Below are 25,674 nucleotides of genomic sequence, written 5' to 3' on the forward strand. Positions count from 1 at the left end.
AGGGTCGTTGACACCGCGTCAGTGACCGGCAAAGGGGGGGAATGAATGTTTAAAGACGGATCGTCCGTCTTGACGCCCTCCCCCGGGCTGGGCCACATTGAAGCCCGGCATCAGGCGCGTCGGGGGGCAAAGTCGCCAATGCAGACCATACGCATCAAGACATCTTCATTGCCGCTGCTCGCGGGGGGCGCGACCGCCGTGGCACTGACCGGCGCGCTGCTCGCTCTCATCGATTCCGCTTCTCCGCTGCGCGGCCCGTGCACCCTGCTCTTCCTGTTCGCGGCGCCGGCCGTGGCGCTCGCCGCGGCACTGCGGGGGCTGGATCCCTTCGGCCGTGTGCTCTGCGCGCTTGCGGGCTCGGTCGTCGTCAACATGCTGGTTGCCCAGGGCATGCTCGCGGTCCACCGCTGGTCGGTCCGGGGCGGGGTGGTCGCGGTGACCGTGCTGAGTCTGCTGCTTCTGCTCCCGGTCCTGATCCGGGAACGAATTTCCGGAAAACGCACACAAGACCGAGCAACTCCGGCCAAAGTTGCGTAACGGTCAAACCAACAAAACCGTGAGGCAGCCCCCAGGGGTTGCCTTTAGGGTGCAATCGTCAATACCGTCGTACATCTCACCCGCACCGGCACGTCGGCACTCGGCACCAGGGGAGGGCTCAGGGGCCGCGACGTCCACCGGCGCGGGGCGCGGTAGGGGGGTGCCGTGCTCGGTGACCGCAACTGTGACCGAGTCGTGCCGCGCGACCGGCTGCCGTCTTTCTCCGGCGGACCGGCCAGCTTTGCCAGCTCATCGGCGTGCACGGAGACCAGTTCACCGCGCCGAAGATGAGAACCCCCCTTTCGAACCGGACACAGAGCCGGGCCGCCCGGGGGTGGGCGGTCCACCGGACGAGAGGGAAAAGACCAATGAGTTCCGTCCTGCGCCCGCCGAGTTCGGGGCAAGATCCTTTAATCGCCGCGCACTACCGGCCGATCTCCTCCCACCTGGCGATCACTCCGCCGGTGAGCGTGGTCATTCCCGCCATGAACGAGGCGGAGAACCTGCCCTACGTCTTCAAGACGCTCCCGGACTGGATACACGAAGTCGTGCTGGTGGACGGCAATTCCACGGACGACACCGTCGAAGTGGCCCGGTCCCTGTGGCCGGAGGTCAAGGTCGTCGAACAGCGCGGCAGGGGCAAGGGGGACGCCCTGATCACCGGCTTCGAGGCCTGCAGCGGCGACATCATCGTGATGGTCGACGCGGACGGCTCGGCCGACGGCGGCGAGATCGTGAGCTATGTCTCCGCCCTGGTCTCCGGCGCCGACTTCGCCAAGGGCTCGCGCTTCGCCAACGGCGGCGGCACCGACGACATGACCTTCATCCGCAAACTCGGCAACTGGGCGCTGTGCACCGTCGTCAACCGCAAGTTCGGCGCCCGCTACACCGATCTCTGCTACGGCTACAACGCGTTCTGGCGGCACTGCCTGGACAAGATCGACCTCGACTGCACCGGCTTCGAGGTCGAGACGCTGATGAACATCAGAGTGGTCAAGGCCGGCCTGAAGGTCCAGGAGATCCCGAGCCACGAGTACCTCCGCATCCACGGCACCAGCAATCTGCGGGCCGTGCGCGACGGGTTCCGGGTGCTCAAGGTCATCCTCAAGGAACGCTCCAACCGGCGCGAACTGCGCCGCCAGGAACACCACTCGCCGATGCTCGACACGGTCCGGGGAGAGGTGTCTTGACAGATCCCGGCATCTCCGTCGTGATCTGCGTGTACACCGAGGACCGCTGGGAGGACATCCTCGCGGCGGTCTCCTCGGTGCGCGCGCAGTCGTACCCGGCGCTGGAGACGCTCCTGGTCGTGGACCACAACCCGGCCCTGAAGGACCGGCTGGAGCGCGAGTACAAGGAGGCCGGCGGCGTCCGGGTGCTGGCCAACGCCGGCCCGCGCGGCCTGTCCGCCGGCCGCAACACCGGCATCGCCGCCTCCCACGGCGAGGTCATCGCCTTCCTGGACGACGACGCCGTGGCCGAACGCGACTGGCTGCGCCGCTTCGCCGAGGGCTACGCCGACCCGCGTGTGATGGCGGTCGGCGGCCGTACGGTGCCCGCCTGGGCCTCGGGCCGCCGGCCGGCCTGGTTCCCGGAGGAGTTCGACTGGGTGGTGGGCTGCACCTACAAGGGGCTGCCGCCGGGCCGGGTCCGGGTGCGCAACGTGCTCGGCGGAAACGCCTCCTTCCGGCGTACGGCCTTCGAGGCGGCGGGCGGCTTCGCGACCGGCATCGGCCGCGACGGCGACCGCCGCCCGCTGGGCTGCGAGGAGACGGAGCTGTGCATCCGGCTCACCCGGGCCCGCCCCGACGCCGTCCTGCTCATCGACGACCGCGCGGTGATCCACCACCGGGTGCCCGAACCCCGCGAGCACTTCGCCTACTTCCGCACCCGCACCTACGCCGAGGGCCTGTCCAAGGCGCTGGTCGCGAAGAGCGTCGGCGCGGACAAGGGCCTGGAGTCCGAACGCCGCTACACCACCAGGGTGCTGCCCGCGGGGGTCGCTCGTGGCCTGCGGGACGCGCTGCTGGCCCGGCCGGGCGGCGCCGGACGCGCGGGCGCGATCCTCGCCGGGGTGCTGAGCGCCGCCGGCGGCTACGCGCTCGGCAGCCTGCGGGCGCGGCGGGGCGGTACGACGTTCTCGGTGGCGCCGATCGAAGGGGGCACAGGTGAGCGGACCGAGGGGGACGACCGAGGGGGGCACAGGTGAATGACACTCCCGTACCGATCCTGATGTACCACTCCGTCGCCACCGCACCCAACGACGCCACCCGTGCCCTGTCGGTCGCGCCGGAGGCGTTCGCGGAGCAGATGGCGCTCATCGGCGACCTGGGCCTGACCCCGGTCGGCACCGCCGACCTCGCGGCACGCTGGCGCGCCGGCCGCCCGCTGCCGGCCCGGCCGGTACTGATCACCTTCGACGACGGCTACGAGGGGGTGCACCGGCACGCCCTGCCCGTCCTCGCCAAGCACGGCTTCCCGGCCACCCTGTTCGTCTCCACCGGCTGGATCAGGGGCGCGTACGACACCGGGGGCGGCCTCGACACCATGCTCGACTGGCGGCAGGTGCGCGAACTGGCCGCCGCCGGCGTCGAGATCGGCGGGCACAGCCACACCCACCCCCAGCTCGACCAGCTGGACGACGGCGCGCTGCGCACGGAACTGATCCGCTGCACGGAGATCGTCACGGACGAACTCGGCGCGCGGCCGGTGTCCTTCGCCTACCCCTACGGTCACTCCGACCGCAGGGTCCGCCGGGCCGTGCGCGAGCACGGGTACGGCCAGGCCCTCGCCGTCGGCAACGGCCTCGCCCGCCGCCGCCAGGGGCCGTACGCGCTGCAGCGGGTCACGGTCCGGCGCTCCACCGGCGTGGAGGAGTTCGAGCGGCTGCTCCACGGCCGGGCCATCGCCCGCACCTTCGCCAGGGACCGCGCCCTCACCAAGGGCTACGCCCTCGTCCGCAGAGCCCGTCAGGTCCGCCGGAAGGCCATCCGTTCCCGTGTCTGACACGACCACCACGACCGAGTCCACGACGACCGGCGCCGAGACGCCCCGGAAGTCCGGGCGCCGCCTCCGGCTGCCCGGAACCGGCCGGTCCTCCGGCGGCAACCCGCTGTTCCGCAACGCCTACGCGCTGATGCTCAACACCGGCATCTCCGCCGTCCTCGGACTCGGCTTCTGGCTGGCCGCGGCACGCTACTACTCCGATTCGGCGGTCGGGCAGGGCTCGGCCGCCATCGCCGCGATGAAGTTCCTCGCCGGGCTGACCGCGGTGACCCTGACCGGTGCCCTGGCCCGCTTCATCCCGGTCGCCGGGGACCGCACCGGCAAACTCATCTTCCGTACCTACGCGGGCAGTTCGCTGCTGGTGGCGCTCGCGGCGGGGGTCTTCCTGCTGACCCTGGACACCTGGGGGCCGTCGTACCGCTTCCTGCACGGGACGGTCAACGGGCTCGGGTTCATCGCGGCCGTCATCGCCTGGAACGTGCTCACCCTGCAGGACGGGGTGCTGACCGGGCTGCGCAGCGCGACCTGGGTGCCGGTCGGCAACACCGTGTTCTCGGCGGTGAAGCTGGCCCTGCTCGTCGCGTTCGCCGTCGCCATCCCGACCACCGGTGTCTTCGTGTCCTGGGTGGCCGCGATCGCCACCTCGGTGGTGCCGCTGGGCTGGCTGGTGTTCCGGCGGCTGGTGCCCCGGCACGTCAGGACGACCGAGGGACGCGCCGAGCCACCGACGCTGAAGCAGGTCGGCAGGTTCCTGGCCGGGGACTACACCGGTTCGCTGTTCTCGCTCGCCGTGATCTACCTGGTCCCGGTGATCGTCGCCGCGCAGGTCAGCTCCGCCGAGAACGCCTACTTCTACATCGCCACCACCATCGGCGGCACGACCGACCTGCTCGCCATCAACATGGGCGCGTCCCTCACGGTCGAGGGCTCGCACGACCCGGGACGGCTGGCCGCCAACACCCGGGCCGCGCTGAAGCGGATGGCCCGGATCATGCTGCCGATCGCGACCCTGTGGATCACCGGCGCGCCCTGGATCCTCGGCGTGTTCGGCTCGGGCTACGCGCACGCGGCGACCCCGCTGCTGCGCTGGCTCGCGGTCGGCTCGGTGCTGCGGGTCGTGATCGAGACGTACTTCGCGGTGCTGCGGGCGCGCAGCCGCACCGCCGGACTCGCCTGGCTGCAGGGCCTGCTGTGCGTGCTGACCCTCGGCCTGACCCTGCTGCTCCTGCCCCGGATGGGGCTGACCGGCGCGGGTCTCGCCGAGGCCGTCAGCCTGGCGGTGATCGCCGCGATCGCCGCGCCGAGGCTCTTCAGGACGATCCGTACCGCGGCCGACGCCGTGCCCGACACGGCGGCACCCGACGGGGACCTCGCCGACCTCGGGGCCCGCGAGCTCCCGCCCGCCTCCCCGGCGCGCCGGCACAGCCCGGCCTGGGCGCTGGACTCCGACACCCTCGCGCTCGGCGTGCACGTCGACTTCGACCACGTGGAACGCCGTCCGGACGTCCGCCCGGGCCCCGGCACCCCGCCCGCCGGTGCGCCGATACTCCCGCCCGCGCGTCCGGTGGGGCTCCCGGTGGAGGAGCGGGAGCCCGGCAGCGAGGCCTCGCTGGGGCCCGCCGAGGCCGAACTGCTGCGGGAGGCGGAGGCGGCGGAGGTCGACGCGCCGTTCACCGAGGAGGAACTGGAGGCGTCCGTCGGCAGGATCGACCCCATGGCGGAGATCGACGCGCCTCTCGCGCAGGAGCCGGCGGACCCCGCCGTACCGGACGAGCCCATGCCCGGCGAACCGCCGGCCCCGGCGTCACTCCGGCAGCGGCTGCTGCCCACCCGCACCGGTGTGGTGCTCGGCTGCCTGCTGATCGCCGCGCTGCTGCTGTATTGGGTGCCCGCGCTCCGGCTCGGCGAGGCCGACCTCGACCGGATGGGCGGACTCGGACTGGTCTCGGTGCTGCCGCTGCCGACGCTGGTCGGGGCGGCCCTGCTGGTGACCGTCTTCGCCGCGCTGCTCTGGCTGCGCCGTGAGCACCGGGCGCTGCTGCTGCTCACCCTGCTGGCGACCGTCGTGTCGCTGCACGCGCTGCCCGCGGTGATCGAGACCGAGCCGCGCTTCCCGACGGCCTGGCAGCACCTCGGGTTCATCGACTACATCGACCGCACCGGGTCCGCCGTACCGGACCTGGACGCCCGCTGGAGCTGGCCGGGCTTCTTCGCGGTGGCCGCGTTCGTCGGCCGGGCCTGCGGGGTCACCGACTTCACCGAGGTCATCCGCTGGTGGCCGACGGCCGTCCAACTCGCCTATCTGGCACCGATGTTCCTGCTCACCCGGTCCCTGCGGGCGAGCTGGCGGGCGAAGTGGACCGGCGTGTGGCTGTTCGTGCTGTGCGGCTGGGTGGGCCAGGACTACTTCTCCCCGCAGGGCTTCACCTACCTCCTGTACCTGATGTTCGTGGCGATCCTGCTGGTCTGGTTCCGCCCGCCGCGCGTGATCTGGACGAAGTTCCGCCCGGGCGAGGCCGAGGTGGAACCGGCCGACCGCCGCCAGCGGGCGGTGCTGCTGCTGGTGCTGATCGGCCTGTACGCGGCGAGCGTGCCCGCGCACCAGCTCACCCCGTTCGTCATGCTCGGCGTGCTCGCCGCCCTGGTCCTGCTCGGCCGCTCCGAACCGCGCGGGCTGCCGCTGCTGTTCGCGGTGCTGGTCGCGGCGTGGGTGGGCTTCATGGCCGAGCCGTACTGGTCCGGACACTTCGACGACCTGTTCGGCGGGGTCGGCGGCGTCGGCAGCAATGTCTCCACGTCCGTCTCCGGCCGGATCCAGGGCGGCAGTTCGACGCACAAGCTGGTGCTGTACACCCGGGTGCTGCTGGCCGGCTCCGTGCTGGCCTTCGCCTGCTGGGGCTGGTGGCGCCGGCGTTTCCACCGCTACCGCGAACGCTCGCTGCTGGTGCTCACCTTCGTGCCGTTCCTGGGCTTCGGCATGCAGTCGTACGGCGGTGAGATGGCGCTGCGCGTCTTCATGTTCGCGGTGCCCGGCGCGGCCCTGCTCGGCGCCCTCGCCCTCTTCCCGCGCACCGGCGTCACCGCGAAGGAGCGCGAGAAGGACCGGATCAGCCTCGCCCCGCTGGCCGCGCTGCTGGCCGGACTGCTGCTGATGGGCGGCTTCCTGGTGGCCCGCTGGGGCAACGAGCCCTTCGAGCGCACCCGGCCCGGCGAGATCGCGGCCATGAACTGGGTGTACGCCCATGACAAGCCGACACTGCGGCTGCTGTGGCTGACCCAGGACACGGTCAACGACGTGACCCCGGCCATGCCCTGGGGCGCGAAGGACATGGAGCGGGTGAACTACGTGCCCACTCTGGCCCCGACCGACCCGGTGCTGGTGTCCGGCCTGGTCAAGGCGCTCAAGGACGCCGGCCCGAACTCGTATCTGATGATCAACCGCAGCCAGGTGACCTATCTGCAGCTGGACGCGGGCTACTCCGCGACCTGGGAGCCCCGGCTGATCGAGAACCTGGACAACCGGCAGGAGCTGACGAAGGTCCTGGTCAACGACGACGTCACCCTGTTCGCGCTGCGCGAGCGGCCGGCCGGCGCGGTGCCCGGGCCGCATCCGGGGCCGATCGGACCCCAGGTGACCTGGACCCCGTGGTCGGTGGTCGGCGCGCTGGCCGCCGTCGTGCTGATCCTGCTGCTGGCCGGGCGGGAGGTCGTACGGGTCGCGGTCCGGCCCGGGGTACGTCAGCTGCGGCTGCTGCAGGGCTCGTTCTGGTTCTCGCTGCCGCTGCTGGCGGTGGTGCTGGCCTCGCTGGTGCAGCGGTTCCTGACCATGAAGTGAGGGCGGCTCGGCCGGTCAGCGGTCGAGCCACTTCAGTTCGTACGCACGCAGGTCGAACCGCTTACCGTCGACCTGTGCGCTGATGGTCCGGTCGAGGGTGTTGACCACCAGGACGGTCCTGCTGTCGGCCAGGACCCGGACATTGGGCACGTCGTCCGCCGCGACCCGGACCGTCTCGTACCTGGTGCCGGGCGGGAACGCCTCGGCGAACCGGGACACCAGGTCGTACATGGGCAGGGCCCTGCCCCCGTCGGAGCCGTCGGTGGGCGTCCACAGGCAGCCGGCGCAGCCGGTGCCCGTCTTCTCCTCCGGGTTCCAGTAGAAGCCGGACTCGGCGCCGCCCTTGACCATGGCGATCATCCCGGTGGCCTGTACGGCGACGCGGTGCTGCTCGGACCAGCCCTTGCGGTCGTCGTTGCCGTCGCCGGGCTCCACGTAGTACTCGGCCCACCACAGCGGCAGCCCGTGGGTCTGCCGCCGTACCCAGGCGCTGACCGCCGTCAGCTTGTCGGTGGCCGCGAACTCGTCGGGCAGCATCTCGTCGTCGCGGGTGTAGCTGGAGCCGTCGACCACGGTGAAGTCGGCGCCCGCCTTGTGCGTGTTCCAGTAGGAGAAGGCGTCGAGCACCCGCTGGTCCATGGCGCCCCAGGGCCCCTTCAGCGCGGTGGAGGCGTCCTGGTCCCGCGGGTCGACGCTGTCCATCACCAGGTAGGGGCCGCCGACCATGATGTCCTGGTCGACCTTCTTCAGCGCCCGGTACACGAGGTTGTACAGCTTCGTGTACCCCTCGTAGTCCCAGCGGGAATCGGCGTCGTTCCAGAAGCCCTTGAACTCGTTCCAGACGATGAAGTGCTTCACGTCCGGGTAGCGCCGGGCCACGGTCGCGGCGAGGTCGGCGAAGTCCTGGTAGTGGTCGGGGGTGGGCGCCGTCTCCAGGGCGGCCTTGCTCCAGTCCGTGTTGTCGACCCCGGCCTTGCCGCCCTTCATCCAGTCCGGGGAGCAGCACAGGGTGATCACCGGGGTGCCGCCGGAGGCGCGCACGAAGTCGACACGGCGGTCGAGGGCGCCGAAGTCGTAGTGCCCCTTCACCGGTTCGGGATTGTCGGCGCCCCAGCCCATGATGTGCTGGTTCTGCGCCAGCCCGGCGTCCTGTCCGAGCAGTTGCCTCACCCGCGCGGTGGCCGCGCCGGCGCCCTCGTCGGCGCTGTACTGGGTGTGCGTGAACCCCCAGCCGACGTACGGCTCCGGCTTGGCGCCGGGAGGGGCGGGGGTGCCGTGCACCTTCTCGCCGTCACGTGTGGTGCCGGCCGTACCGGGTCCGCCGGACAGCGTGCCGAACAGGGTCACCGCGAGGGCCAGCGCGGCGACGCCCACACCGAGCAGGGCGGTGAGCCGCCACCGCCGAGTATCCGAATCCCACCCATGACGCCCCATCGGGGACAACAGTAACGGCGGAGGCAACGCCTCCGGCAGGTCTTGGGAACACCCGGAACAGTCTTGGAACACCCGGAACAAGGGGAGGAAATGCCGTGCGCCGAGCGCATCCGTGCCGGATCATGGCCGCATGTCTGCGAACCCACACGACGCTCTGCCGATCCGGCTCCACGTCGACGACTCCGACTCGCCGTCCGACGTCGTCGACGCGCTGTTCCTCGGCCGCTTCGCGACGGGCGAGCAGCCGTTCTCGCACGCGGCGAACATCGACCGGGTCCGCTCCGGCGCGACCCTGGTGCCCGACGGCGCCCGGGTGCTGCGCGTCGCCCGGGACGACGACCGCAGCGCCACCCTCGCCGAGGGCGACGGCTGGACCCTGCTGGTCTCCCGCTGGAACCGCGGCGCGGACGTCACGGTGACCGCGACCAGCGCCGAACTGGCCAAGAAGGTCCTCGACCAGGCCACGGACGGCGCGGCCGACGAGCCCGAGCCCCAGCCCGAGAACGTCACGATGGGCTTCTGGTACGTCTCCCCCAGGCGCGGCCCGCACCGCACCACCCGGCAGATCTCCGCGGGCACCTGGGAGGAGGTCCGGCCCAACTACACGGCACCCGTGGCGGAGGCCATGGACCGCCTGATGAAGACGACCCCGGAGGACATCGCGGGCCGTCTGCTCCTCCTCCACGGCCCTCCGGGCACCGGCAAGACCTCCGCCCTGCGCACCCTGGCCCGCTCCTGGCGCGACTGGTGCCAGGTGGACTGCGTCCTGGACCCCGAGCGCCTCTTCTCCGACGTCGGCTACCTGATGGACATCGCGATCGGCGAGGAGGACGGCCCCGGCAAGGGCCGCTGGCGGCTGCTGCTGCTGGAGGACTGCGACGAGCTGATCCGCGGCGAGGCCAAGCACACCGCGGGCCAGGCCCTGTCCCGGCTGCTGAACCTCACCGACGGCCTGCTCGGCCAGGGCCGCAACGTCCTGGTCGGCGTCACCACCAACGAGGACCTGGAGCGCCTGCACCCGGCCGTGGTCCGCCCCGGCCGCTGCCTGGCCCGTATCGAGGTGGGCAAGCTGACCCATCGGGAGGCGGTGAACTGGCTCGGCGGCGACGCCGACGGCCGGGAGGACGCCATCGGGCGGGAGGGGGCGACGCTGGCGGAGCTGTTCGCGCTGCGCCGGGGCACGGCGCCGACCTCGGTGCCGGGGGCGCGGGACGGCGCGGACGCGGGCCTGTACCTGTAGTGCTTTGATGGTGCTGTGACCTTGTTCGTCGGCACCTCCGGGTGGCAGTACAAGGACTGGCGGGACCTCGTCTATCCGGCCGGGGTCCCGGCGCGGCTGTGGCTGGAGGAGTACACGCGCCTGTTCGCGACGGTGGAGATCAACAACGCGTTCTACCGTCTCCCCTCCCGCGAGAACTTCGAGGCGTGGCGGGACCGGGTCCCGGAGGACTTCGTGGTCGCGGTCAAGGCCAGCCGCTATCTGACCCACATCAAGCGCCTGAAGGACCCCGAGGAACCGGTCCACCGCCTGATGAGCCACGCGGCGGGCCTCGGCGACCGCCTGGGCCCGGTCCTGCTCCAGCTCCCCCCGACCCTGCGCGCGGACCCGGAACTGCTGGACGCCTGCCTGGCCCGCTTCCCGTCCGGTACGCGGGTCGCGGTCGAGCCTCGTCACGACTCCTGGTGGACACGGGAGGTACGGGACGTCCTGTCGGCCCGGGGCGCGGCCCTGTGCTGGGCGGACGTCCTGGCCCGCCCGGTCACCCCGCTGTGGCGCACCACCGACTGGGGTTACGTCCGCTTCCACCAGGGCCGCGCCCACCCCTGGCCGCGCTACGGCAGGCGGTCCCTGGAGACGTGGGTGGACCGCATCGCGACGACCTGGGAGCGGGCGGAGGACGTGTACGCGTACTTCAACAACGACCCGGGGGGTGCGGCCGTACGGGACGCGGTGACGTTCGGGAGGGCGGCGGACCGGGCGGGGCTGCGTGTGACGCGCGTCCCGGAGCCGGCGAGCCTGCGCTGACCCATGCCCTGGGGAAGGTGCCGGACTCTCCTCAGCCCTCTCCGTAGGCCGCCCGAAGGGCATCGCGCACGGCGGCCGACGCCGCGTCCTCGGTCAGCCCGAGCCGCCGGGCACGCTCGGCGTACGCCTGAGCCGCCAGGGAGGCCTCACGTTCCGCGGCCGAGCCGGCGGCGGCCACGAACGTGCCGTTGCGCCCCCGCGTCTCGATCACCCCGTCGCCCTCCAGCGCCCGGTACGCCTTGGCCACCGTGTTCACCGCGAGGCCCAGGGACTCGGCCAGCCCCCGCACGGTCGGCAGCCGGTACCCCACCGGCAGCGCCCCGGACCGCGCCTGCTCGGAAATCTGCGCCCGCACCTGCTCGTACGGGGGCGCGCTGTCGTCGATGCGGATCTTCAGGCTCACGGGGCGATTGTCGCGCACCCGCCGGAAAATGAGAGGCATCCCCGGCGCGTATCGCCGTACGGTGCATCCCCATGACTGTGATCGTGCGCGACCTCCGCCCCGGCGTCCCGGCCGACACCGAAGGCTTCGTCCGGGTCCGCCATCTCGCCCTTCCGTACATCCTGTTCACCTCGGACTCGATCCGTCACGACGCCCTCCACATGCCGCCCGAGGCGCGCTACCGCCCGCTGGTGGCGGAGGAGGACGGCGAGGTGATCGGCACCGCCCAGGTCCACCTGGCGCACGACAGCGCCGAGCCGGGCCAGGGCCTGGTGAACATCTACGTCCGGCCGGACCGGACCGGTCGCGGCGCCGGCGGGCTCCTGCTGCGGGCGGCCGAGGAGCACCTCGCCGCCCAGGGAGCGACCAGGCTGCTCAGCTGGGTCCTCGACGAACCGGCCAACCGCGCCTTCGCGGAACGCCACGGTTACCGGGGCAGCCGGTCCGCCCACTTCCTGCGCCTCGGCCTGGCGAGCGCCTCCCTCCCGCCCGTCCCGCAGACCCCGCCGGGCGTCGAGCTGCGCACGGCCGCGGACTTCACGGCCGACCCGCGCCCGCTGTTCGAGCTGGACGCGGAGACGATGCTGGACGAACCGGGGGACGTCGACCACGAGTTGAGCGACTATGAGGCCTGGGTCGAGCAGTACTGGAAGCATCCGCTGCTGGACCGCGACCTGACGGTGGCCGCGTGTGTCGAGGGCCGGCCGGTCGCCTTCAGCGTGGCCTACACCGACGGCGGCACTCGCTACGTCTCCGCGATGACCGGCACCGCCCAGTCGCATCGCGGGCGCGGCCTGGCCAAGCTCGCCAAGATCCACTCCCTGCACCGGGCCCGGGCGGCCGGCATCACCGAGGCCTACACGGGCAACGACACCGGCAACGGCCCCATGATCGCGATCAACAAGTGGCTCGGATACGAGATCTGCGCCACGGAGGTGCGTTATGTCCGCGAACTCGGCTGAACCGACGGCCCGGCTGGACGTCGTCCTGGTCAAGGCGGGCCGGACGAAGATCCGTTACCCGGCCGAGCTGCTCGATGACGACGGCACCCGCATCGCCGTACGCGCGCCCTGGGCGGGCTCCGGCGTCCGCGACTTCGGCTTCGTGCGCTTCGAGGCGGGCGACGTCTTCACCGAGTACTACTGGCGGGACCGCTGGTACTCGGTGAAGGAGGTGCGCGCCGCCGACGGCACCGTGAAGGGCTGGTACTGCGACATCACCAGACCGGCGGTCCGTACCGGCGGTGAACTGGTCGTGGAGGACCTCGACCTGGACCTGTGGCGCTCCGCCGACGGCGGGGACGTACGGCGGCTGGACGAGGACGAGTTCGCGCAGAGCGGCCTGACGGAGACGGACCCCGGGGCCGCGTCCGCCGCCGTGGCCGCACTCGACGAACTGGAGGCACTGGCCCGCACCGGCGACTTCCACCGGTTGCTGACCTGACACCCCGGTCGGGAAGGCGCCCCCTGCCTCACACCGCCGCCACCACCGCGTACCGCTCGTCCTCCACCGGCTTCCCCCACAACAGCGAGTCGTCGGACAGTCGCTCCACGCGCACGTCCGGGCTCAGCGGTGCCAGGAGTGCGGTGAGGCGGTCGGCGGGGATGCCTGTGGGGTGCGGGGTTCCCCACACGCCCTCGATCAGCACGAAACGGCCTCCGGGGCGCAGAAGGTCCCGCCAGTGCCGCAGGGCGCGGCCGGGCTGCGGCAGGGTCCACACGACGTGTCGCACCAGGATGACGTCGAAGCGCTGCTCCCCCACCGGTGGAGCGGCCGCCTCTCCGCGCAGGACCACCGCGTCGCGCCCGGCGAGCTTGGCGCGGGCCCGCTCGACCATGGCCGGGGACGAGTCGACGCCCGTCACCCGGTGTCCCTGTTCGGCGGCGAGGAGCGACAGGCTGCCGGTGCCGCAGCCGAGGTCGAGGACGTCGGCGGGGCGCTCGGGCAGCCAGGAGCGGAGCCGGTCCGCCCAGGCCGCGCGGGTCTCGGGGTCGCGCAGGCCGTGGTCCGGCTCGTCGTCGAAGGCGCCGGCCTCGGCGTCCCAGTCGACTTCCGGGGTACCCGTCGCACCTGTGTCGTCATTCACGTTCGTCATACCCGAAGAGTGACAGCCGCCACTGACAACCCGGCTCCGATGAGGAACTCTCGCCAAAAGCGTCTACCACCGTGACAACACGGAAACACGGTAGGCACTGAAGGAGGCAGCCATGCGCCGCGTAACCGTGCAGAAGCCCCTGAAGAAGACGGACGGCCGCCGAATCCGCGAAGAGGCCGACGATAACCCCGCGAAACGTCCCGAGGTGCGCAAGGACATCGCGCGCACCTGGTGGCCCGACGGCTGACCCCGCCAGGGCCGTTTCAGTCCAGCCGCTTGCGGTAGTGGATCCGGTCGTAGGGGCCGTCGACACGGCGTTCCACGACCTCGTATCCGTACTTCGGATAGATCTCCTGGTTCTCCCACATCAACGCGTTCGTGTAGAGCCTGATCTCGCCGAGGCCCAGCTCACGCGCGCGTGCCTCGACGAAACGCAGCAGCCGCCGTCCGACGCCGGTGCCGTGGGCGTCGGGATGGACGGCGATGCTGTCCAGGAAGAGGTGGCCGGCGAACGCCTCGATCACGGCCAGTCCGTGGACGGGCTCCCCGGTGACGAACACCTTCCCGGCGGCCACGTTCGCGGCGTGGTCCGCCTCCATGGGCTGCGGCACCACTCCGATGCGTTCGATGTAGGGGTGGTAGGCCGCGTCCGTCACGGCGGCGACGGCCGGCACGTCCTGGGCGCCGGCCGGCCGCACACGCTCCGGGTTCTCCTCGATCATGGACGCACGCTATCCGCCCGAGCCCGGTACGGGCACCCCTCGGTCAGCGGGGCGGCCCGCGCCGTCAGGAGCCGGCGGCGGACAGGTGGCGAGCCGATTCGGCGGCCAGGCGCCGCATGACCGTGCGGTTGGCGCGCCGCATGGTGGTCCGTACGACGGCGGCCGGCAGCCGGTCGGCCGGCGGGGCGCGCACCCAGGCGTACGTGAACGGGACACGGCTCCCGCCGGCGGGCAGCGGGTCGATGACGTAGGTCCCGCGGGCCCGGCGCCGGCCAGCAGCGCTGACGTTGTGTTCGACGATGCGCCGCGACGCCTCGGCCTCGACGACCTCGATGGTGACGTCGGTCCACAGCACCAAGTCCCCGCCGGAGAGTACCCAGCCAGGGGTGCCAGGAGACACGGCCGATGGGGATGTCCGGGGTTCATCGCCTCCCAGCTCGACCAATAGGCCAGAAGCCTGCCGAGCGGTAAGCGGAAGGCTTCTGAGATGCCCCGCCTCGCCCATGCGCTGCGCCGGAGGCTCTGCCTGATCACCGGGGCGAGCCGAACGGTGGAGGCCGGGCTAAGATCGCGCCATCGCCGTTGCGGTCACCGCACGTCGAAGCGATTAGCGAGGGCTTCATCGCCTCCCCGAATCCAGTTGGCCGAAGGTTCGGGCTCCGGGAGGCTCCGTAAAGGGGAGAGGCAGGGGGGCTCACCATGGAAGAGCCGCGTCGCCATGGCGGCCGGTACGAGCTGGGCGCGATACTCGGCCGTGGTGGCATGGCCGAGGTCCATCTCGCCCATGACATCCGCCTGGGCCGCACTGTCGCGGTGAAGACGCTGCGGGCGGAGCTCGCCCGCGATCCGTCGTCCCAAGCCCGGTTCCGCAGGGAGGCCCAGTCAGCCGCCTCGCTCAATCACCCCGCGATCTGCGCGGTCCACGACACCGGCGAAGACTTCGTCGACGGCGTCTTGATCCCGTACATCGTCATGGAGCACGTGGACGGCTCGACCCTGCGCGAGTTGCTGCACAGCGGTCGCAAGCTGCTGCCCGAGCGTGCCATGGAGATGACCGTCGGCATCCTCCAGGCGCTGGATTACTCCCACCGCAACGGCATCGTCCACCGGGACATCAAGCCCGCCAACGTGATGCTCACCCGCACCGGCCAGGTGAAGGTGATGGACTTCGGCATCGCGCGCGCGATGGGTGGCTCCGGCATGACGATGACGCAGACTGCCGCGGTGATCGGCACCGCCCAGTACCTCTCGCCGGAACAGGCGATGGGCCAGACCGTTGACGCCCGCTCCGACCTGTACTCCACCGGCTGCCTGCTCTACGAACTGCTCACCGTTCGGCCGCCCTTCATCGGCGACTCCCCGGTCGCCGTCGCCTACCAGCACGTACGCGAGGCCCCGCAACCGCCGAGCTTCTTCCACCCTGAGATCCCCCCCGAGGTGGACGCGATCGTCCTGAAGGCGCTGACCAAGGATCCTGGCTACCGCTACCAGTCCGCCGACGAGATGCGCGCGGACATCGAGGCGCACCTCGACGGCCGGCCGGTCGCCGCCATGGCCGCGCTCGGCACCGTCGGATACGGGTACGGCGGCTACACGGACAGCGCACCGACCACCGCACTGCCGACGCTGCAGCAGCCGCGTCCCGCGTTCGTCCAGCAGCCCCCGCAACCATCTGGCTACAGCGACGACGACGGCCGCCCGGATGGGGCCGGCTTCGACGCCGGGTACGCCGATCCGGCTCCCGCCGGAGACCGGCGTCTGTCGCGGGCCGCGCTCATGGGCATCGGCGTGGCCGGCCTCGCCCTGATCGGCATTGTCGTGGGCAACACGCTGGACGTCGGCGGCAACGACCAGCAGCCGACCGCCGACACCTCCGCCACCTCGGGCAGCGGCCAGTCCGGGACGGACACCGCGCAGGCCCAGGCGAAGTCGCTCGACGCGCTACTGCGGTCGAGCAAGAGCAGCCGCACGGCGGTGATCGGCGCGGTCGCCTCCATCAAACAGTGCAGCGACCTCGCTGGTTCGGCGACCGACCTGCGCACCGCCGCGAGCCGGCGCGACGACCTGGTCACCAAGCTCTCCCGGCTCACCTTCGACAAACTACCCGATCACGGCGACTTGGTGGCCCAGCTCACCACGGCCTGGAAGGCGTCCGCCGCCGCCGACAACCACTACGCCGCCTGGGCCGACCAGGCGGCCGGCGCCAGCGGCTGCCATAACGGCCACGCGACGAAAACCGACCAGACCGACCAGGGCAACGCGGCCAGCGACCAGGCGACCCTCGCCAAGAAGAAGGCTGCCGCCCTGTGGAACCCCATAGCGCAGCAGTACGGACTCCCGCAGCGCCAGTTCAACGAGCTCTGAGCCGCCGGCCGCGGCACTGAGTAGACCGTATGAACCGGGCCGGTCGCCGAGACGACAGGACAGGTTCGGGCCGCTGTGGTGAGGCTCGGCGCAAGGGCGCATGGTGGGCGCTTCTGGCGCATGTCATCGGTGGCAGCACGCTTGAGACATCGTCTGGACGGTTCCCCGGTGCACGCGCTGCCGCGAGCCAATCGGGGAGCCGTCCGGGGCGTCCGACTGCGAACGAACCTGAACGGGCGCGGACAGTCGCGCTGCTTGGGCACAGGTGGGCCACCGGGTTCCTCCCCCTCTTCCTGAGCCCCCGGTTAGTCCGGCCTTAACGGCACCATAAGGATCTCCTCCGTCCGTCTCCGGCAGGCGATTCCGCGGTTTCTTGGGGCTAGTTTCGGATCACCCCCCACGGGTTCCACCCGAGTTCCCCCGGTTCCCCCGGGTTCCGCCCCCACCGATGGACCGTTCGCCGAGGAGTTCCGCATGCCCGCTCGTGCCCGTCGTACGGCCGCCGTCGTCGCCGTGCTCGGTCTGCCGCCCCTCGCCCTGACCGCGCTCGCCACCTCTCCGGCGTCCGCGCACGGTTCGATGGGCGACCCGGTCAGCCGTGTCTCGCAGTGCTACGCGGAGGGTCCGGAGAGCCCGAAGTCGGCCGCGTGCAAGGCGGCCGGCGGCACGCAGGCGCTGTACGACTGGAACGGCATCCGGATCGGCGACGCCGCCGGGCAGCACCGGAAGCTGATCCCGGACGGCAAGCTGTGCAGCGCGAACAACAAGGAGTTCAAGGGCCTCGACCTGCCCCGCGCCGACTGGCCGGCGACGAGCGTGCACAGCGGGCCGTACACCTTCAAGTACCGGGTGACGGCGCCGCACAAGGGCACCTTCAAGGTCTATCTCACCAAGCCCGGTTACGACCCCGCCAAGCCGCCGGCCTGGTCCGAGCTGGACCTGGAGCACCCGGTGGCGACGGTCACGGACCCGGTCGCCGCGGGCGGTTTCTACACGTTCCCCGGCACGCTTCCCGAACGGACCGGCCGGCAGCTGCTGTATGCGATCTGGCAGCGCTCGGACAGCCCGGAGGCGTTCTACTCCTGCTCGGACGTGGACTTCGGCGGCGCTGGCGCGGGAAGCGCGGGCGGCGGCCCCGCTCCGACGGCTTCCGCGCCCTCCGACCGGCAGATAGCGGCCGGTGCCGACAAGTCGACGATGCGGCACCACGGTCACGGCGGCGACACCGCGAGCGCGCCGGCCCGGCAGCCCTCGCAACAGCCCTCGCAGCAGTCCTCGACCCCGCCCAACGAGCCCAAGGCGGCGGGCCCTTCACACGACCTCGCCGAGACCGGCACCTCCGCCCAAACCGGCTACGCCGCGATCGGCGGCGCTGCGGCGCTGGCGCTCGGTTCGGCGGCGCTGTTCCTGTCGGTGCGGCGGCGCTCGGCGGACGGCGCCCACCGCCGCTGAGGTTCCGGGGCCTGTCCGGCGGCTCAGGTCGGACAGGCCCCGGCGGCGCGTCAGCTGAAGACGGACGCGCAGGTGGTGGCGGTGGCGTGGGGCGGGTCGAGCGCGTTGGTCACCTCGTGGAAGGCGATCCGGTCGAACAGGCCGATGGCGACGTGCTCGGAGAGGTCGAGCGGGCACAGGTCCTGGAGCAGGACGTTGTGGACGTCGGAGCCGCTCAGGTACTGGCTCTGCCAAGGGGTGGCCACCTCGTCGTACTTGGTGGCGATGACCGTGTAGTGCACTCCGGGGACGGTGTCGCCGCCCGCGTTGAGCTTGGCGAGGAAGTCGGAGCCGGGGATCTGGTCGGCGAGGCCGGGGGTGGTGGCCTTGACCAGGTCCGAGGCGCCGGGGAAGTACGGCAGCAGGTTGGTGAGGCCGCTCAGCGTGGCGCCGTGGTTGTCGGGGGCCAGGCCAACGAGGGCGTTCACCTTGCCGGCTCCGCCGAGGAACTTCAGGTAGTAGCGGGGCATCATGCCGCCCTGGGAGTGACCGACCAGGTCGGCCTTGGCGGCTCCGGTCGCGGCGAGCACCTTGTCCACGAAGGCCGACAACTGCTCGGCCGACTTGTCGATGGGACCGAGGCCGTAGAAGAGGGGGACGCCGGTCAGCTGGCCGTAGTCGAGGGAGTAGACGCAGTATCCGCGGTCCTTCAGATACGGGGCGAGGGAGAGCCAGTTGTCGACCGAGTTGCCCAGGGTGCCGTGGACCAGGACGACCGGGCGGGGATGGGCGGCGGAGGGCTTGCAGGAGAAGTCGTTCCATCCACTGGAGGGGGCCGTGTCGGCGGCAGCGGCAATGGCGGCGGGAACGGTGGCTACGGCGGCGGTGAGGAGCAGCGCGGCGAGCGGTCTGAGCGCTCGTTTCCAAGGCAGCATCGTGTGATCTCCTTGCGGCTCAAGGGAGGTGGAGGCCTTACCCTGTGATCCGGATCACGAGGATGCTGTTCATTCGTCAAGTTACGGTCGAGTAGCGCACGTGTGAAGTTACGCGTCAGTAAAAACTTCCAGTGATAACCGGAGCACCACCGGACCCTGACGGATCATCACCAGGCCGGCCTCACCGGACCATAGGGAGCGATCCGCGCCAAACGCTCCCCCAACACGCGCACTTCACCCTCACCCAGCAGTTCGGCCCATCGCCCCACGACCTCGGCCGCCGCCGCCTCCGCCGCCCGGGTACAGGCCCAGCCGCGCTCGGTCAGCACCACCAGCCGCGCCCGCGCGTCCCGCGGATGCGGCCGCCGCTCGGCGTATCCCTTGCGCACGATCTCGTCCACCAGCTGGCTCGCGGCCTGCTTGGTCACCCTGAGGTGCGCCGCGAGGTCGGTGACGGTGGCCCCGTCCGGGGCGAGCCGCGCGAAGGCGAAGCCGTGCGCCGGCCGCACATCGGCGAACCCGCGTGCCACCACCCCGTCATGGATGCGTTGCGTGAGGTCGCCGGCGGCGGCGAGCAGGGCGGCGGACAGGGCCATGGCTTCGGAGTTCTGCACGGAGGCATTGAAACACCGTTGACAAGTTGGTCAAGTAGATTGACCATATAGTCAAGCCGCTTGACCAGTTGAACGGAGAACCCGGCATGCCCGTCGTCCGCTCTTCCGAGGCCACGACCCATGAGATCCACGGCGCCCGCTTCGTCTCGTACGCCACCCCGCTCACCGGCAGCAAGGAGCTGTGCGCCTGGCGCGGGGAGATCCCGGCCGGCACCAAGGCGCCCGCCCACACCGTCAACCGCGAGGAGATCTTCCATCTACTCGTGGGCGAACTGCTGATCACCCTCGACGGCCGCACCGAGCGCATCGGCGTGGGCGACACGGTGATCGTCAACCCCGGTACGACCTTCGCCCTGGAGAACCCGACCGATCACACCGCGCTGTCCTGGGTCACCACCTCCGTCGGCCTGCAGGCGGAGCTGGCCGACGGCACCCGCATCACGCCGCCCTGGGCCAACTGACCGACGTGGAGCCGCCGCCACGCCCCAGCGCCCCCGGCATCACCGCCCTGGGCCCGAACTTCGCCCGCGCGCGGTCCGCGACCTCCTCGATACGGCGGACCTTGTCGTCCACGGGGTCGAAGGCGAGCTGGTAGGAGGCCTGGTCGGCGGGGGCCAGGCCCTCCGCGCGCAGGGCGAACGCGCGGACCCGGGCGCGCTGCAGGCCGAGCGCCTCGTACATGCCGTAGGCCGCCCTGGTCAGGGCCGCCGAGTGCGCGGTCGGCTCCTTCAGGGTGCGGCTGCGGGTGGTGGAGGACCGGTCGGCGTAGCGCACGGTGAGGGTCAGGGTGCGGCAGACCTTCCGCACCGCGCGCAGCCGGGCGCCCAGCTCCTCGGCTGCGGACAGCAGCGCCCTGCGGTGCCGGTCCGGGTCCAGCTCGTCGAGGTCGAAGGCGCGTTCCGTGACCAGTGACCGCGATACGGAGTTCGGCACGACCCGCCCCCGGTCGATGCCGCTCGCCTTCTCGTGCAGCTCGCGGCCGGCCTTCGCGCCGATCAGCCGCTGGAGCGTGGACAGCGGCGCACCGGCGACCCGGCCCAGGGTGTCCAGGCCGTACTCGCTCAGGGTGCGGGCGGTCGCCGTGCCGACGCCGGGCAGCGCGGACACGGGCCGCTCGGCGAGGAACTCCGCGATGCCGTCCGGGTCCTCGGGCACGGCACACGTCACGCCGGGCCGGGCGTCGCGCTGTGCCACGCGGGCCAGCACCGGGCCGGGACCGGCGCCGATCACACAGTCGACGCCGTACAACGCGAGGGCCCGCACCCGGATCACCGAGGCCAGCTCCACCGCGCCGCGCCCGAAGTACCGCTCGGCACCGCGCAGATCGGCCAGCGCCCCGTCCGGCGGCAGCGCCTGGACGACCGGGGTGAAGTCCTCCAGCAGTCCGAGCAGTCCCGGCAGGGCCGCCTCGTGCGTCGGCGGCGGCTGGAAACGTACGCAGAGAATGGTCATCCCGCACTCCCCGGACTCTGGTGCCACAACTTCCGTACGGCAGCAGGCCCTTGCGCCGCCTCCTGCCCCGCGGGCCGCAGGTCGGCCCACGGATGCATCTGGTATCCGGTCGGCAGCTGGATCCGCCGCCCACCGGTCGGATCGCCCCCCGCTCCCTCGGCCACGGGCTCCGCGAGCCGCGCCGCCACCTCGTCGAGACCGCCCTCGGCACGCAGTTCCACCAGCTCGGCGAGGTTCCAGGCGGCGGAGCCCACCACACTCAGGCTGCGCGGACCGCGCCGCTGCACCACCCCGCGCACCAGCAGCAGCCACGAGTGGAAGACGGTGTGGGCGCACGCGTCGTGCGAGTCGTCGAAGAACGCCAGGTCGACCAGCCCCGTGCCGTCGTCCAGCGTGGAGAAGATGACCCGCTTGCCGGAGCGGATCGGCGGGGTCTGGGTGGCCGCCTTGGCGCCCGCGACCAGCACGGTCTCACCGTGCCGCGCCTCGCGCAGCCGGCGCGCGAAGACCACGCCCAGCTCCTTCAGGAACTCCCGGTGGTCGTCCATCAGATTGCGCGAGGCGTCCATGGACAGCACACCCAGCTCGGCGCCGAGCCGTTCCGCCGACGTCAGGTCCGGCAGCCCCGCCGGCGCGGTCTTCCGCCCGCCCGCCAACGGCAGCTGGCCGCCGCCACCGCTCCGGGCACCCCGGTGCAGCTCGGTCAGATGCAGTTGCAGGTCCCGTCGGTTGGCGCCGAAGGCGTCCAACGCCCCCACCTGGGCGAGCCTCTGTGCCAGCGGCCGGCTCGGCCGCGCCCGCTCCCAGAAGTCCACCAGGGAGGAGTACGGCTGCCCGTCCGCGATCCTCTTCGCCTCGGCCTCGCCGATGCCGTGCACATCGGAGAGGGCGAGCCGCAGTCCCCACTCACCCGATTCAGACACCAGTTCGATCCGATGGGCGACCCCCGACACGTTCACGTCCAACGGCAGGATCGGCACCCCGCGCCGCCGCGCGTCCGCCAGCAGCAGCCGCTTCGGATACATCCCGGGGTCGTGCGTCAGCAGCCCGGCGTAGAAGGCGGCCGGGTGATGGGCCTTCAGCCAGGCCGACTGGTAGGTCGGTACGGCGAAGGCGACGGCGTGCGCCTTGCAGAACCCGTACGACCCGAAGGCCTCCACGATCTCCCAGGTCCGCCCAATCGTTTCCGCGCTGTACCCCCGAGCCGCCGCCTGCTGTGCGAACCACACCTTGATCCGCCCCTGCGACTCCGGGTCGGACAGCCCCCGCCGCACCCGGTCGGCCTCGCCCCGCCCGCACCCGGTCATGATGGCGACGATGTCGATGACCTGCTCGTGGAAGACGACGACGCCGTACGTCCCGCGCAACGGCTCTTCCAGATCCGGATGCGGATAGCGCACCGGCGCACGCCCGTGCCGCGCCTCGATGAACGGCCGCACCATGTCGGCGGCGACGGGTCCGGGCCGGAACAGCGAGATGTCGACGACCAGATCATGAAAGGTGCTCGGCTGCAGCCGCCCCACCAGATCCCGCTGCCCCGGCGACTCGATCTGGAAGCAGCCCAGCGTCTCGGTGGACCGGATCAGCCGGTACGTCTCCGGATCCCCGGCCGGCAGCGCGTCCAGGTCGACCGGCTCGCCCGTCACCCGCTCCACCTCGGCGACCGCGTGCGCCATGGCCGACTGCATCCGCACGCCCAGCACATCGAGCTTGAGCAGCCCGAGGTCCTCCACGTCCTCCTTGTCGAACTGCGACATCGGCAGCCCCTCACCGCTGGTGGGCACCACCGGCGTACGGGCGAGAAGCGAGGCGTCGGACAGCAGCACCCCGCACGGATGCATGGCGATGCCGCGCGGCAGGGCATCGAGCGCCTCGACGAGCTCCCACAGCCTGCCGTACCGCTCCCCTTCCCGCTGAACCTCCCTCGCGAGCCGCTTCAGCTCGGGCAGCTCCTCCAGCGCGGCGCGCGCGTCCCGGGCCCGGATGTGCGGAAAGGACTTGGCCACCCGATCGATCTCACCCGGATCCATGGACAGGGCGGCACCCACATCCCGGATGGCATGGCGCACCCGATAGGTCTCCGGCATGGAGACGGTCGCCACCCGCTCCTCGCCGAACCGGCCGATGATCGCCCGGTAGACCTCCAGCCGCCGGGCGGACTCCACATCGATGTCGACATCGGGCAGCACCACACGCTCCTTGGACAGGAAGCGTTCCATCAGCAACCCGTGCTCGACCGGATCGGCGTGCGCGATACCCAGCAGATGATTGACGAGGGAGCCCGCCCCGGAACCACGAGCGGCCACCCGGACCCCCATCCTCCGCACGTCGTCGACGACCTGAGCGACCGTCAAGAAGTAAGAGGCGAAGCCATGATGGGCGATGATGTCCAGCTCGTGGTGCATCCGCTCCCAGTACGCGCGCCGGCCGCCGTACCCGAGCCGCACCATCCCGGCCGCCGCCCGCGAGGCGAGGGCCCGCTGGGCGGTGCGCCGCCCGGCACCCACCAGACGCGCCTCGGGAAAGTGAACGGTCCCGATACCGAGATCCCCCTCGGGGTCGACCCGGCACTCGGCGGCCGTGGCCAGGGTCTGCTCCAGCAGCCGACGGGCGGTGTCCCGCCGGTACCCGGCAGCCTCCACGACCCGCTCGGCGACCTGCAGCATGGCCTGCGCGTCCTTCAGCCAGGCCTCGCCGGAGTCCAGCTCCTCGCGCGGGTCGATCGGGACCAGCCGCCGCGCGGCGTCCAGCACATCGGCGACGGGCCCCGCCCCCGGATCGGCATACCGGACGGCGTTGCCGAGCACCGGCCGGATCCCCTGCTCGGCGGCGAACCCGACGGTACGGGCGGCCAGCCGCAGCGAGCCGGGCCCCGTACCCTCACGGCCCTGCCAGACGGCCTCCAGACGCAGCGCGTCGCCGTAGACCTCGCGCCAGGGGCCGAGCAGCCGCGCGGCCCGGTCGGGACGCCCCGCGGCAAGGGCGCGACCCACGTCCGACTCCGGACCGAGCAGCACGGTCAGGCCGTCGCCGTGATCGTCCGGCCAGGGCAGCAGGGGCACACCCGCTCCCGCGTGCGCCGCCGTGACGATCCGGCACAGGTCGGCCCATCCCCGGGCGCCGTCCCGGGCGAGAAAGATCACACGAGGAGCCGACTCGTCCACGAAGGCCCCACCACGCACCGGCGCCTTCCGCCTCTCCCCCCGGCTCCGCTCGAGCGGGGGGACCCCCGTCCGGGGCACGGCCTCGGCCGCGCCGACCGCCAGATCCACCCCGAAGACCGGCCGCACCCCCACCCGGGCACAGGCCTTGGCGAAGCGCACCGCCCCCGCGACGGTGTCCCGATCGGTGAGGGCGAGCACGTCCATCCCCCGCTCCGAGGCACGCTCCGCCAGCCGCTCCGGATGGGATGCCCCGTACCTCAGGGAGAACCCGGAGACGGTGTGCAGATGCGCGAAGCCCGGCACGCGCACCTCCCGCAGTCGTGAGCCCCGAACAGCTGTCGAACATCAGTTCCCTATTTCCACCCCCACCATACCCTTCATTCTCGAACACGTGTACGACATCCGCTCGACCGCCTCCCACCGCGCAAACACCGCCCACCAGGGATACGACGGAGCCCCGCCCCCGCGCACCCGGGGGACGGGACTCCTCGAAACGCACGCACACCCAAAAGGCGTCAGCCGATCTGCGCCCCCGTGGCGGACAGCGCAGCGGTCACCGGCTGGAAGAACGTCTCCCCGCCGGAGGTGCAGTCACCGCTGCCCCCGGAGGTCAGCCCGATGGCGTTGCTCCCCGAGAACAGCGACCCGCCGCTGTCACCCGGCTCGGCGCACACATCGGTCTGGATGAGACCGCTGACGGTGCCCTCTTGATAGTTCACCGTGGCGTTCAGCCCGGTGACCGTGCCGTCGTGCACATGGGTCGTCGACCCACTGCGCGTCACCTTCATGCCCACCGTCGCCTCGGCGGCACCGGTGATCTTCTGCGTGGACCCGTCGTAGAGGTCGACCTCGCTCGGATGGTCCACCTGCGCCGTGTACTTCACGAGCCCGAAGTCGGTCCCCGGGAAGTGGGACTCCGCGTTCTGCCCGATCTCCTGGCCGCTGGAGTCCGACCAGGTGGAGATCGCCTCGGTGCAGTGCCCGGCGGTCAGGAAGTACGGCTGCCCGTCCTTGACCACGTTGAACCCGAGCGAGCAGCGCCCGCCGGACCCGCTGATCGCGTCACCACCGGCGATGAAGGGCTTGAACTCCCCCTTCGACCTCCTCAGCTCCGCCTTGCCGCCGAGCCCGTCGACCACCTTGCTCAGCTTGGTCCACTGCGCGCCGGAGACCGTCTTGTCGGCGGTGACGACGACCTTGTTGCTCACCGGGTCGGTCGCCCAGGACGTCCCGGGTATGGTCGCGTCCTTCTTCAGCGTGGTCCGCGCGCCGTCGAGCGCGGCCGGCGAGTTGGTGACGAGTCTCGCCTTGGCTCCGGCCGCCTCGACCTCGCTCACCGCGCCCTGGTCGAGCACGTTGACGACGAGACTCCTGGCCCGGGCGTCGTAGTAGCTCCCGGCGGCGTCGGAGCCGAGGTTCTTCAGCAGCGTCGAGGCGAGGTTTCCGGCCGCCGGAGCGGACAGGACCTTCGGTTCCGGAGCCGACTTCGCGGGCTCGCTGGCGTTCGCATTCTGCAAGGTGACACCCGCGGCGACCAGTGCGGCGATTCCCGCACCGGCCACGGCGATCCGCCGCCTGGGTATGCGTCGGTGCTTCAACTCACGTCCTCCTGTGGGG

At 71.6% G+C, this 25,674-nt stretch carries 22 protein-coding genes and 1 pseudogene; 13 read left to right on the forward strand and 10 right to left on the reverse strand.

What is annotated here, in order from left to right:
- Positions 1-138: 138 nt before the first annotated feature.
- The 5 genes from ACIBJF_RS02005 (at position 139) to ACIBJF_RS02025 (ending at position 7,378) form a co-directional block, all read left to right on the forward strand.
- Positions 139-537 (forward strand): hypothetical protein, encoded by a 399-nt coding sequence (locus tag ACIBJF_RS02005; protein WP_399171706.1) that lies wholly within the window; start codon positions 139-141, stop codon positions 535-537.
- A 368-nt stretch (positions 538-905) separates the two neighbouring features.
- Positions 906-1,727 carry a glycosyltransferase family 2 protein gene (locus tag ACIBJF_RS02010; protein ID WP_399171707.1) on the forward strand — a complete coding sequence of 274 codons (822 nt, stop codon included), beginning with the start codon at positions 906-908 and terminating at the stop codon, positions 1,725-1,727.
- Positions 1,724-2,746: a glycosyltransferase gene (locus ACIBJF_RS02015; protein WP_399171708.1), complete on the forward strand. Its 1,023-nt coding sequence runs from the start codon at positions 1,724-1,726 to the stop codon at positions 2,744-2,746. The genes ACIBJF_RS02010 and ACIBJF_RS02015 overlap by 4 nt, the downstream gene beginning before the upstream one ends.
- Positions 2,743-3,543, forward strand: coding sequence for a polysaccharide deacetylase family protein (locus tag ACIBJF_RS02020; RefSeq protein ID WP_399171709.1), 801 nt, complete (start codon positions 2,743-2,745; stop codon positions 3,541-3,543). Before ACIBJF_RS02015 ends, ACIBJF_RS02020 begins: the two co-directional genes overlap by 4 nt.
- Positions 3,536-7,378 carry a polysaccharide biosynthesis C-terminal domain-containing protein gene (locus tag ACIBJF_RS02025; protein WP_399171710.1) on the forward strand — a complete coding sequence of 1,281 codons (3,843 nt, stop codon included), beginning with the start codon at positions 3,536-3,538 and terminating at the stop codon, positions 7,376-7,378. Before ACIBJF_RS02020 ends, ACIBJF_RS02025 begins: the two co-directional genes overlap by 8 nt.
- A gap of 15 nt (positions 7,379-7,393) precedes the next feature.
- Here ACIBJF_RS02025 and ACIBJF_RS02030 read toward each other — a convergent pair whose 3' ends face one another.
- Positions 7,394-8,812, reverse strand: a complete 1,419-nt coding sequence (locus tag ACIBJF_RS02030; protein WP_399171711.1) for a xylan 1,4-beta-xylosidase — start codon at positions 8,810-8,812, stop codon at positions 7,394-7,396.
- Positions 8,813-8,942: 130 nt separating this feature from the next.
- Between ACIBJF_RS02030 and ACIBJF_RS02035 the strand changes: the two genes are divergently transcribed.
- Positions 8,943-10,052 (forward strand): DUF5925 domain-containing protein, encoded by a 1,110-nt coding sequence (locus ACIBJF_RS02035; protein WP_399171712.1) that lies wholly within the window; start codon positions 8,943-8,945, stop codon positions 10,050-10,052.
- Between the two features lie 15 nt (positions 10,053-10,067).
- The gene (locus tag ACIBJF_RS02040) at positions 10,068-10,838 is read left to right on the forward strand and encodes a DUF72 domain-containing protein (protein ID WP_399171713.1); all 771 of its coding nucleotides are present in this window, start codon (positions 10,068-10,070) and stop codon (positions 10,836-10,838) included.
- Positions 10,839-10,869: 31 nt separating this feature from the next.
- Here the strand turns inward: ACIBJF_RS02040 and ACIBJF_RS02045 are convergent, their stop codons facing one another.
- The gene (locus ACIBJF_RS02045) at positions 10,870-11,241 is read right to left on the reverse strand and encodes a GntR family transcriptional regulator (protein WP_399171714.1); all 372 of its coding nucleotides are present in this window, start codon (positions 11,239-11,241) and stop codon (positions 10,870-10,872) included.
- A gap of 71 nt (positions 11,242-11,312) precedes the next feature.
- Here ACIBJF_RS02045 and ACIBJF_RS02050 point away from each other — a divergent pair, with 71 nt between their 5' ends.
- The gene (locus ACIBJF_RS02050; RefSeq protein ID WP_399171715.1) at positions 11,313-12,242 is read left to right on the forward strand and encodes a GNAT family N-acetyltransferase; all 930 of its coding nucleotides are present in this window, start codon (positions 11,313-11,315) and stop codon (positions 12,240-12,242) included.
- A complete protein-coding gene (locus tag ACIBJF_RS02055) occupies positions 12,223-12,723 on the forward strand; it encodes a DUF402 domain-containing protein (RefSeq protein WP_399171716.1) in 501 nt (166 codons plus the stop codon). Before ACIBJF_RS02050 ends, ACIBJF_RS02055 begins: the two co-directional genes overlap by 20 nt.
- A gap of 28 nt (positions 12,724-12,751) precedes the next feature.
- Here ACIBJF_RS02055 and ACIBJF_RS02060 read toward each other — a convergent pair whose 3' ends face one another.
- Positions 12,752-13,375: a class I SAM-dependent methyltransferase gene (locus tag ACIBJF_RS02060; protein ID WP_399171717.1), complete on the reverse strand. Its 624-nt coding sequence runs from the start codon at positions 13,373-13,375 to the stop codon at positions 12,752-12,754.
- Positions 13,376-13,487: 112 nt separating this feature from the next.
- On the opposite strand from ACIBJF_RS02060, the gene ACIBJF_RS02065 reads away from it, so the two are divergent.
- The gene (locus ACIBJF_RS02065) at positions 13,488-13,622 is read left to right on the forward strand and encodes a hypothetical protein (RefSeq protein WP_351803991.1); all 135 of its coding nucleotides are present in this window, start codon (positions 13,488-13,490) and stop codon (positions 13,620-13,622) included.
- Between the two features lie 16 nt (positions 13,623-13,638).
- On the opposite strand, the gene ACIBJF_RS02070 is transcribed toward ACIBJF_RS02065, so the two are convergent.
- Both ACIBJF_RS02070 and ACIBJF_RS02075 read right to left on the reverse strand, forming a co-directional pair.
- The gene (locus ACIBJF_RS02070; protein ID WP_399171718.1) at positions 13,639-14,097 is read right to left on the reverse strand and encodes a GNAT family N-acetyltransferase; all 459 of its coding nucleotides are present in this window, start codon (positions 14,095-14,097) and stop codon (positions 13,639-13,641) included.
- Positions 14,098-14,161: 64 nt separating this feature from the next.
- Positions 14,162-14,497, reverse strand: coding sequence for a hypothetical protein (locus tag ACIBJF_RS02075; RefSeq protein ID WP_399171719.1), 336 nt, complete (start codon positions 14,495-14,497; stop codon positions 14,162-14,164).
- Between the two features lie 299 nt (positions 14,498-14,796).
- Here ACIBJF_RS02075 and pknB point away from each other — a divergent pair.
- A pseudogene (gene pknB / locus ACIBJF_RS02080) lies at positions 14,797-16,143 on the forward strand (Stk1 family PASTA domain-containing Ser/Thr kinase); the annotation flags it as partial.
- Between the two features lie 792 nt (positions 16,144-16,935).
- The gene (locus ACIBJF_RS02085) at positions 16,936-17,913 is read left to right on the forward strand and encodes a lytic polysaccharide monooxygenase (RefSeq protein WP_399171720.1); all 978 of its coding nucleotides are present in this window, start codon (positions 16,936-16,938) and stop codon (positions 17,911-17,913) included.
- Positions 17,914-17,963: 50 nt separating this feature from the next.
- On the opposite strand, the gene ACIBJF_RS02090 is transcribed toward ACIBJF_RS02085, so the two are convergent.
- Positions 17,964-18,827, reverse strand: coding sequence for an esterase/lipase family protein (locus ACIBJF_RS02090; protein WP_399171722.1), 864 nt, complete (start codon positions 18,825-18,827; stop codon positions 17,964-17,966).
- Positions 18,828-18,994: 167 nt separating this feature from the next.
- Complete coding sequence (locus ACIBJF_RS02095) at positions 18,995-19,441, reverse strand: MarR family winged helix-turn-helix transcriptional regulator (protein ID WP_399171723.1); 447 nt, start codon at positions 19,439-19,441, stop codon at positions 18,995-18,997.
- A gap of 86 nt (positions 19,442-19,527) precedes the next feature.
- Here ACIBJF_RS02095 and ACIBJF_RS02100 point away from each other — a divergent pair, with 86 nt between their 5' ends.
- Positions 19,528-19,902 carry a cupin domain-containing protein gene (locus ACIBJF_RS02100; RefSeq protein ID WP_399171724.1) on the forward strand — a complete coding sequence of 125 codons (375 nt, stop codon included), beginning with the start codon at positions 19,528-19,530 and terminating at the stop codon, positions 19,900-19,902.
- On the opposite strand, the gene ACIBJF_RS02105 is transcribed toward ACIBJF_RS02100, so the two are convergent.
- From ACIBJF_RS02105 to ACIBJF_RS02115, 3 genes are all read right to left on the reverse strand, one after another.
- On the reverse strand, positions 19,880-20,893 hold the full coding sequence (locus ACIBJF_RS02105) for a DNA polymerase thumb domain-containing protein (RefSeq protein WP_399171725.1): 1,014 nt from the start codon (positions 20,891-20,893) through the stop codon (positions 19,880-19,882). The genes ACIBJF_RS02100 and ACIBJF_RS02105 overlap by 23 nt on opposite strands.
- Positions 20,890-24,360, reverse strand: a complete 3,471-nt coding sequence (locus tag ACIBJF_RS02110; RefSeq protein WP_399171726.1) for a DNA polymerase III subunit alpha — start codon at positions 24,358-24,360, stop codon at positions 20,890-20,892. Before ACIBJF_RS02110 ends, ACIBJF_RS02105 begins: the two co-directional genes overlap by 4 nt.
- Positions 24,361-24,572: 212 nt before the next feature.
- Positions 24,573-25,655, reverse strand: a complete 1,083-nt coding sequence (locus tag ACIBJF_RS02115) for a S1 family peptidase (protein ID WP_399171727.1) — start codon at positions 25,653-25,655, stop codon at positions 24,573-24,575.
- Positions 25,656-25,674: the final 19 nt, after the last annotated feature.

The organism is Streptomyces sp. NPDC050743 (assembly GCF_044456925.1).
Classification (GTDB): domain Bacteria; phylum Actinomycetota; class Actinomycetes; order Streptomycetales; family Streptomycetaceae; genus Streptomyces.

What these genes read in the sequence shown, in the direction of transcription:
- ACIBJF_RS02035 (WP_399171712.1), top strand. Translation starts at nt 8,943, where the DNA reads ATGTCTGCGAACCCACACGACGCTCTGCCGATCCGGCTCCACGTCGAC.
- ACIBJF_RS02030 (WP_399171711.1), bottom strand. Translation starts at nt 8,812, where the DNA reads ATGGGGCGTCATGGGTGGGATTCGGATACTCGGCGGTGGCGGCTCACC.
- ACIBJF_RS02055 (WP_399171716.1), top strand. Translation starts at nt 12,223, where the DNA reads ATGTCCGCGAACTCGGCTGAACCGACGGCCCGGCTGGACGTCGTCCTG.
- ACIBJF_RS02010 (WP_399171707.1), top strand. Translation starts at nt 906, where the DNA reads ATGAGTTCCGTCCTGCGCCCGCCGAGTTCGGGGCAAGATCCTTTAATC.
- ACIBJF_RS02060 (WP_399171717.1), bottom strand. Translation starts at nt 13,375, where the DNA reads ATGACGAACGTGAATGACGACACAGGTGCGACGGGTACCCCGGAAGTC.
- ACIBJF_RS02100 (WP_399171724.1), top strand. Translation starts at nt 19,528, where the DNA reads ATGCCCGTCGTCCGCTCTTCCGAGGCCACGACCCATGAGATCCACGGC.
- ACIBJF_RS02050 (WP_399171715.1), top strand. Translation starts at nt 11,313, where the DNA reads ATGACTGTGATCGTGCGCGACCTCCGCCCCGGCGTCCCGGCCGACACC.
- ACIBJF_RS02085 (WP_399171720.1), top strand. Translation starts at nt 16,936, where the DNA reads ATGCCCGCTCGTGCCCGTCGTACGGCCGCCGTCGTCGCCGTGCTCGGT.
- ACIBJF_RS02065 (WP_351803991.1), top strand. Translation starts at nt 13,488, where the DNA reads ATGCGCCGCGTAACCGTGCAGAAGCCCCTGAAGAAGACGGACGGCCGC.
- ACIBJF_RS02090 (WP_399171722.1), bottom strand. Translation starts at nt 18,827, where the DNA reads ATGCTGCCTTGGAAACGAGCGCTCAGACCGCTCGCCGCGCTGCTCCTC.
- ACIBJF_RS02005 (WP_399171706.1), top strand. Translation starts at nt 139, where the DNA reads ATGCAGACCATACGCATCAAGACATCTTCATTGCCGCTGCTCGCGGGG.
- ACIBJF_RS02105 (WP_399171725.1), bottom strand. Translation starts at nt 20,893, where the DNA reads ATGACCATTCTCTGCGTACGTTTCCAGCCGCCGCCGACGCACGAGGCG.
- ACIBJF_RS02070 (WP_399171718.1), bottom strand. Translation starts at nt 14,097, where the DNA reads ATGATCGAGGAGAACCCGGAGCGTGTGCGGCCGGCCGGCGCCCAGGAC.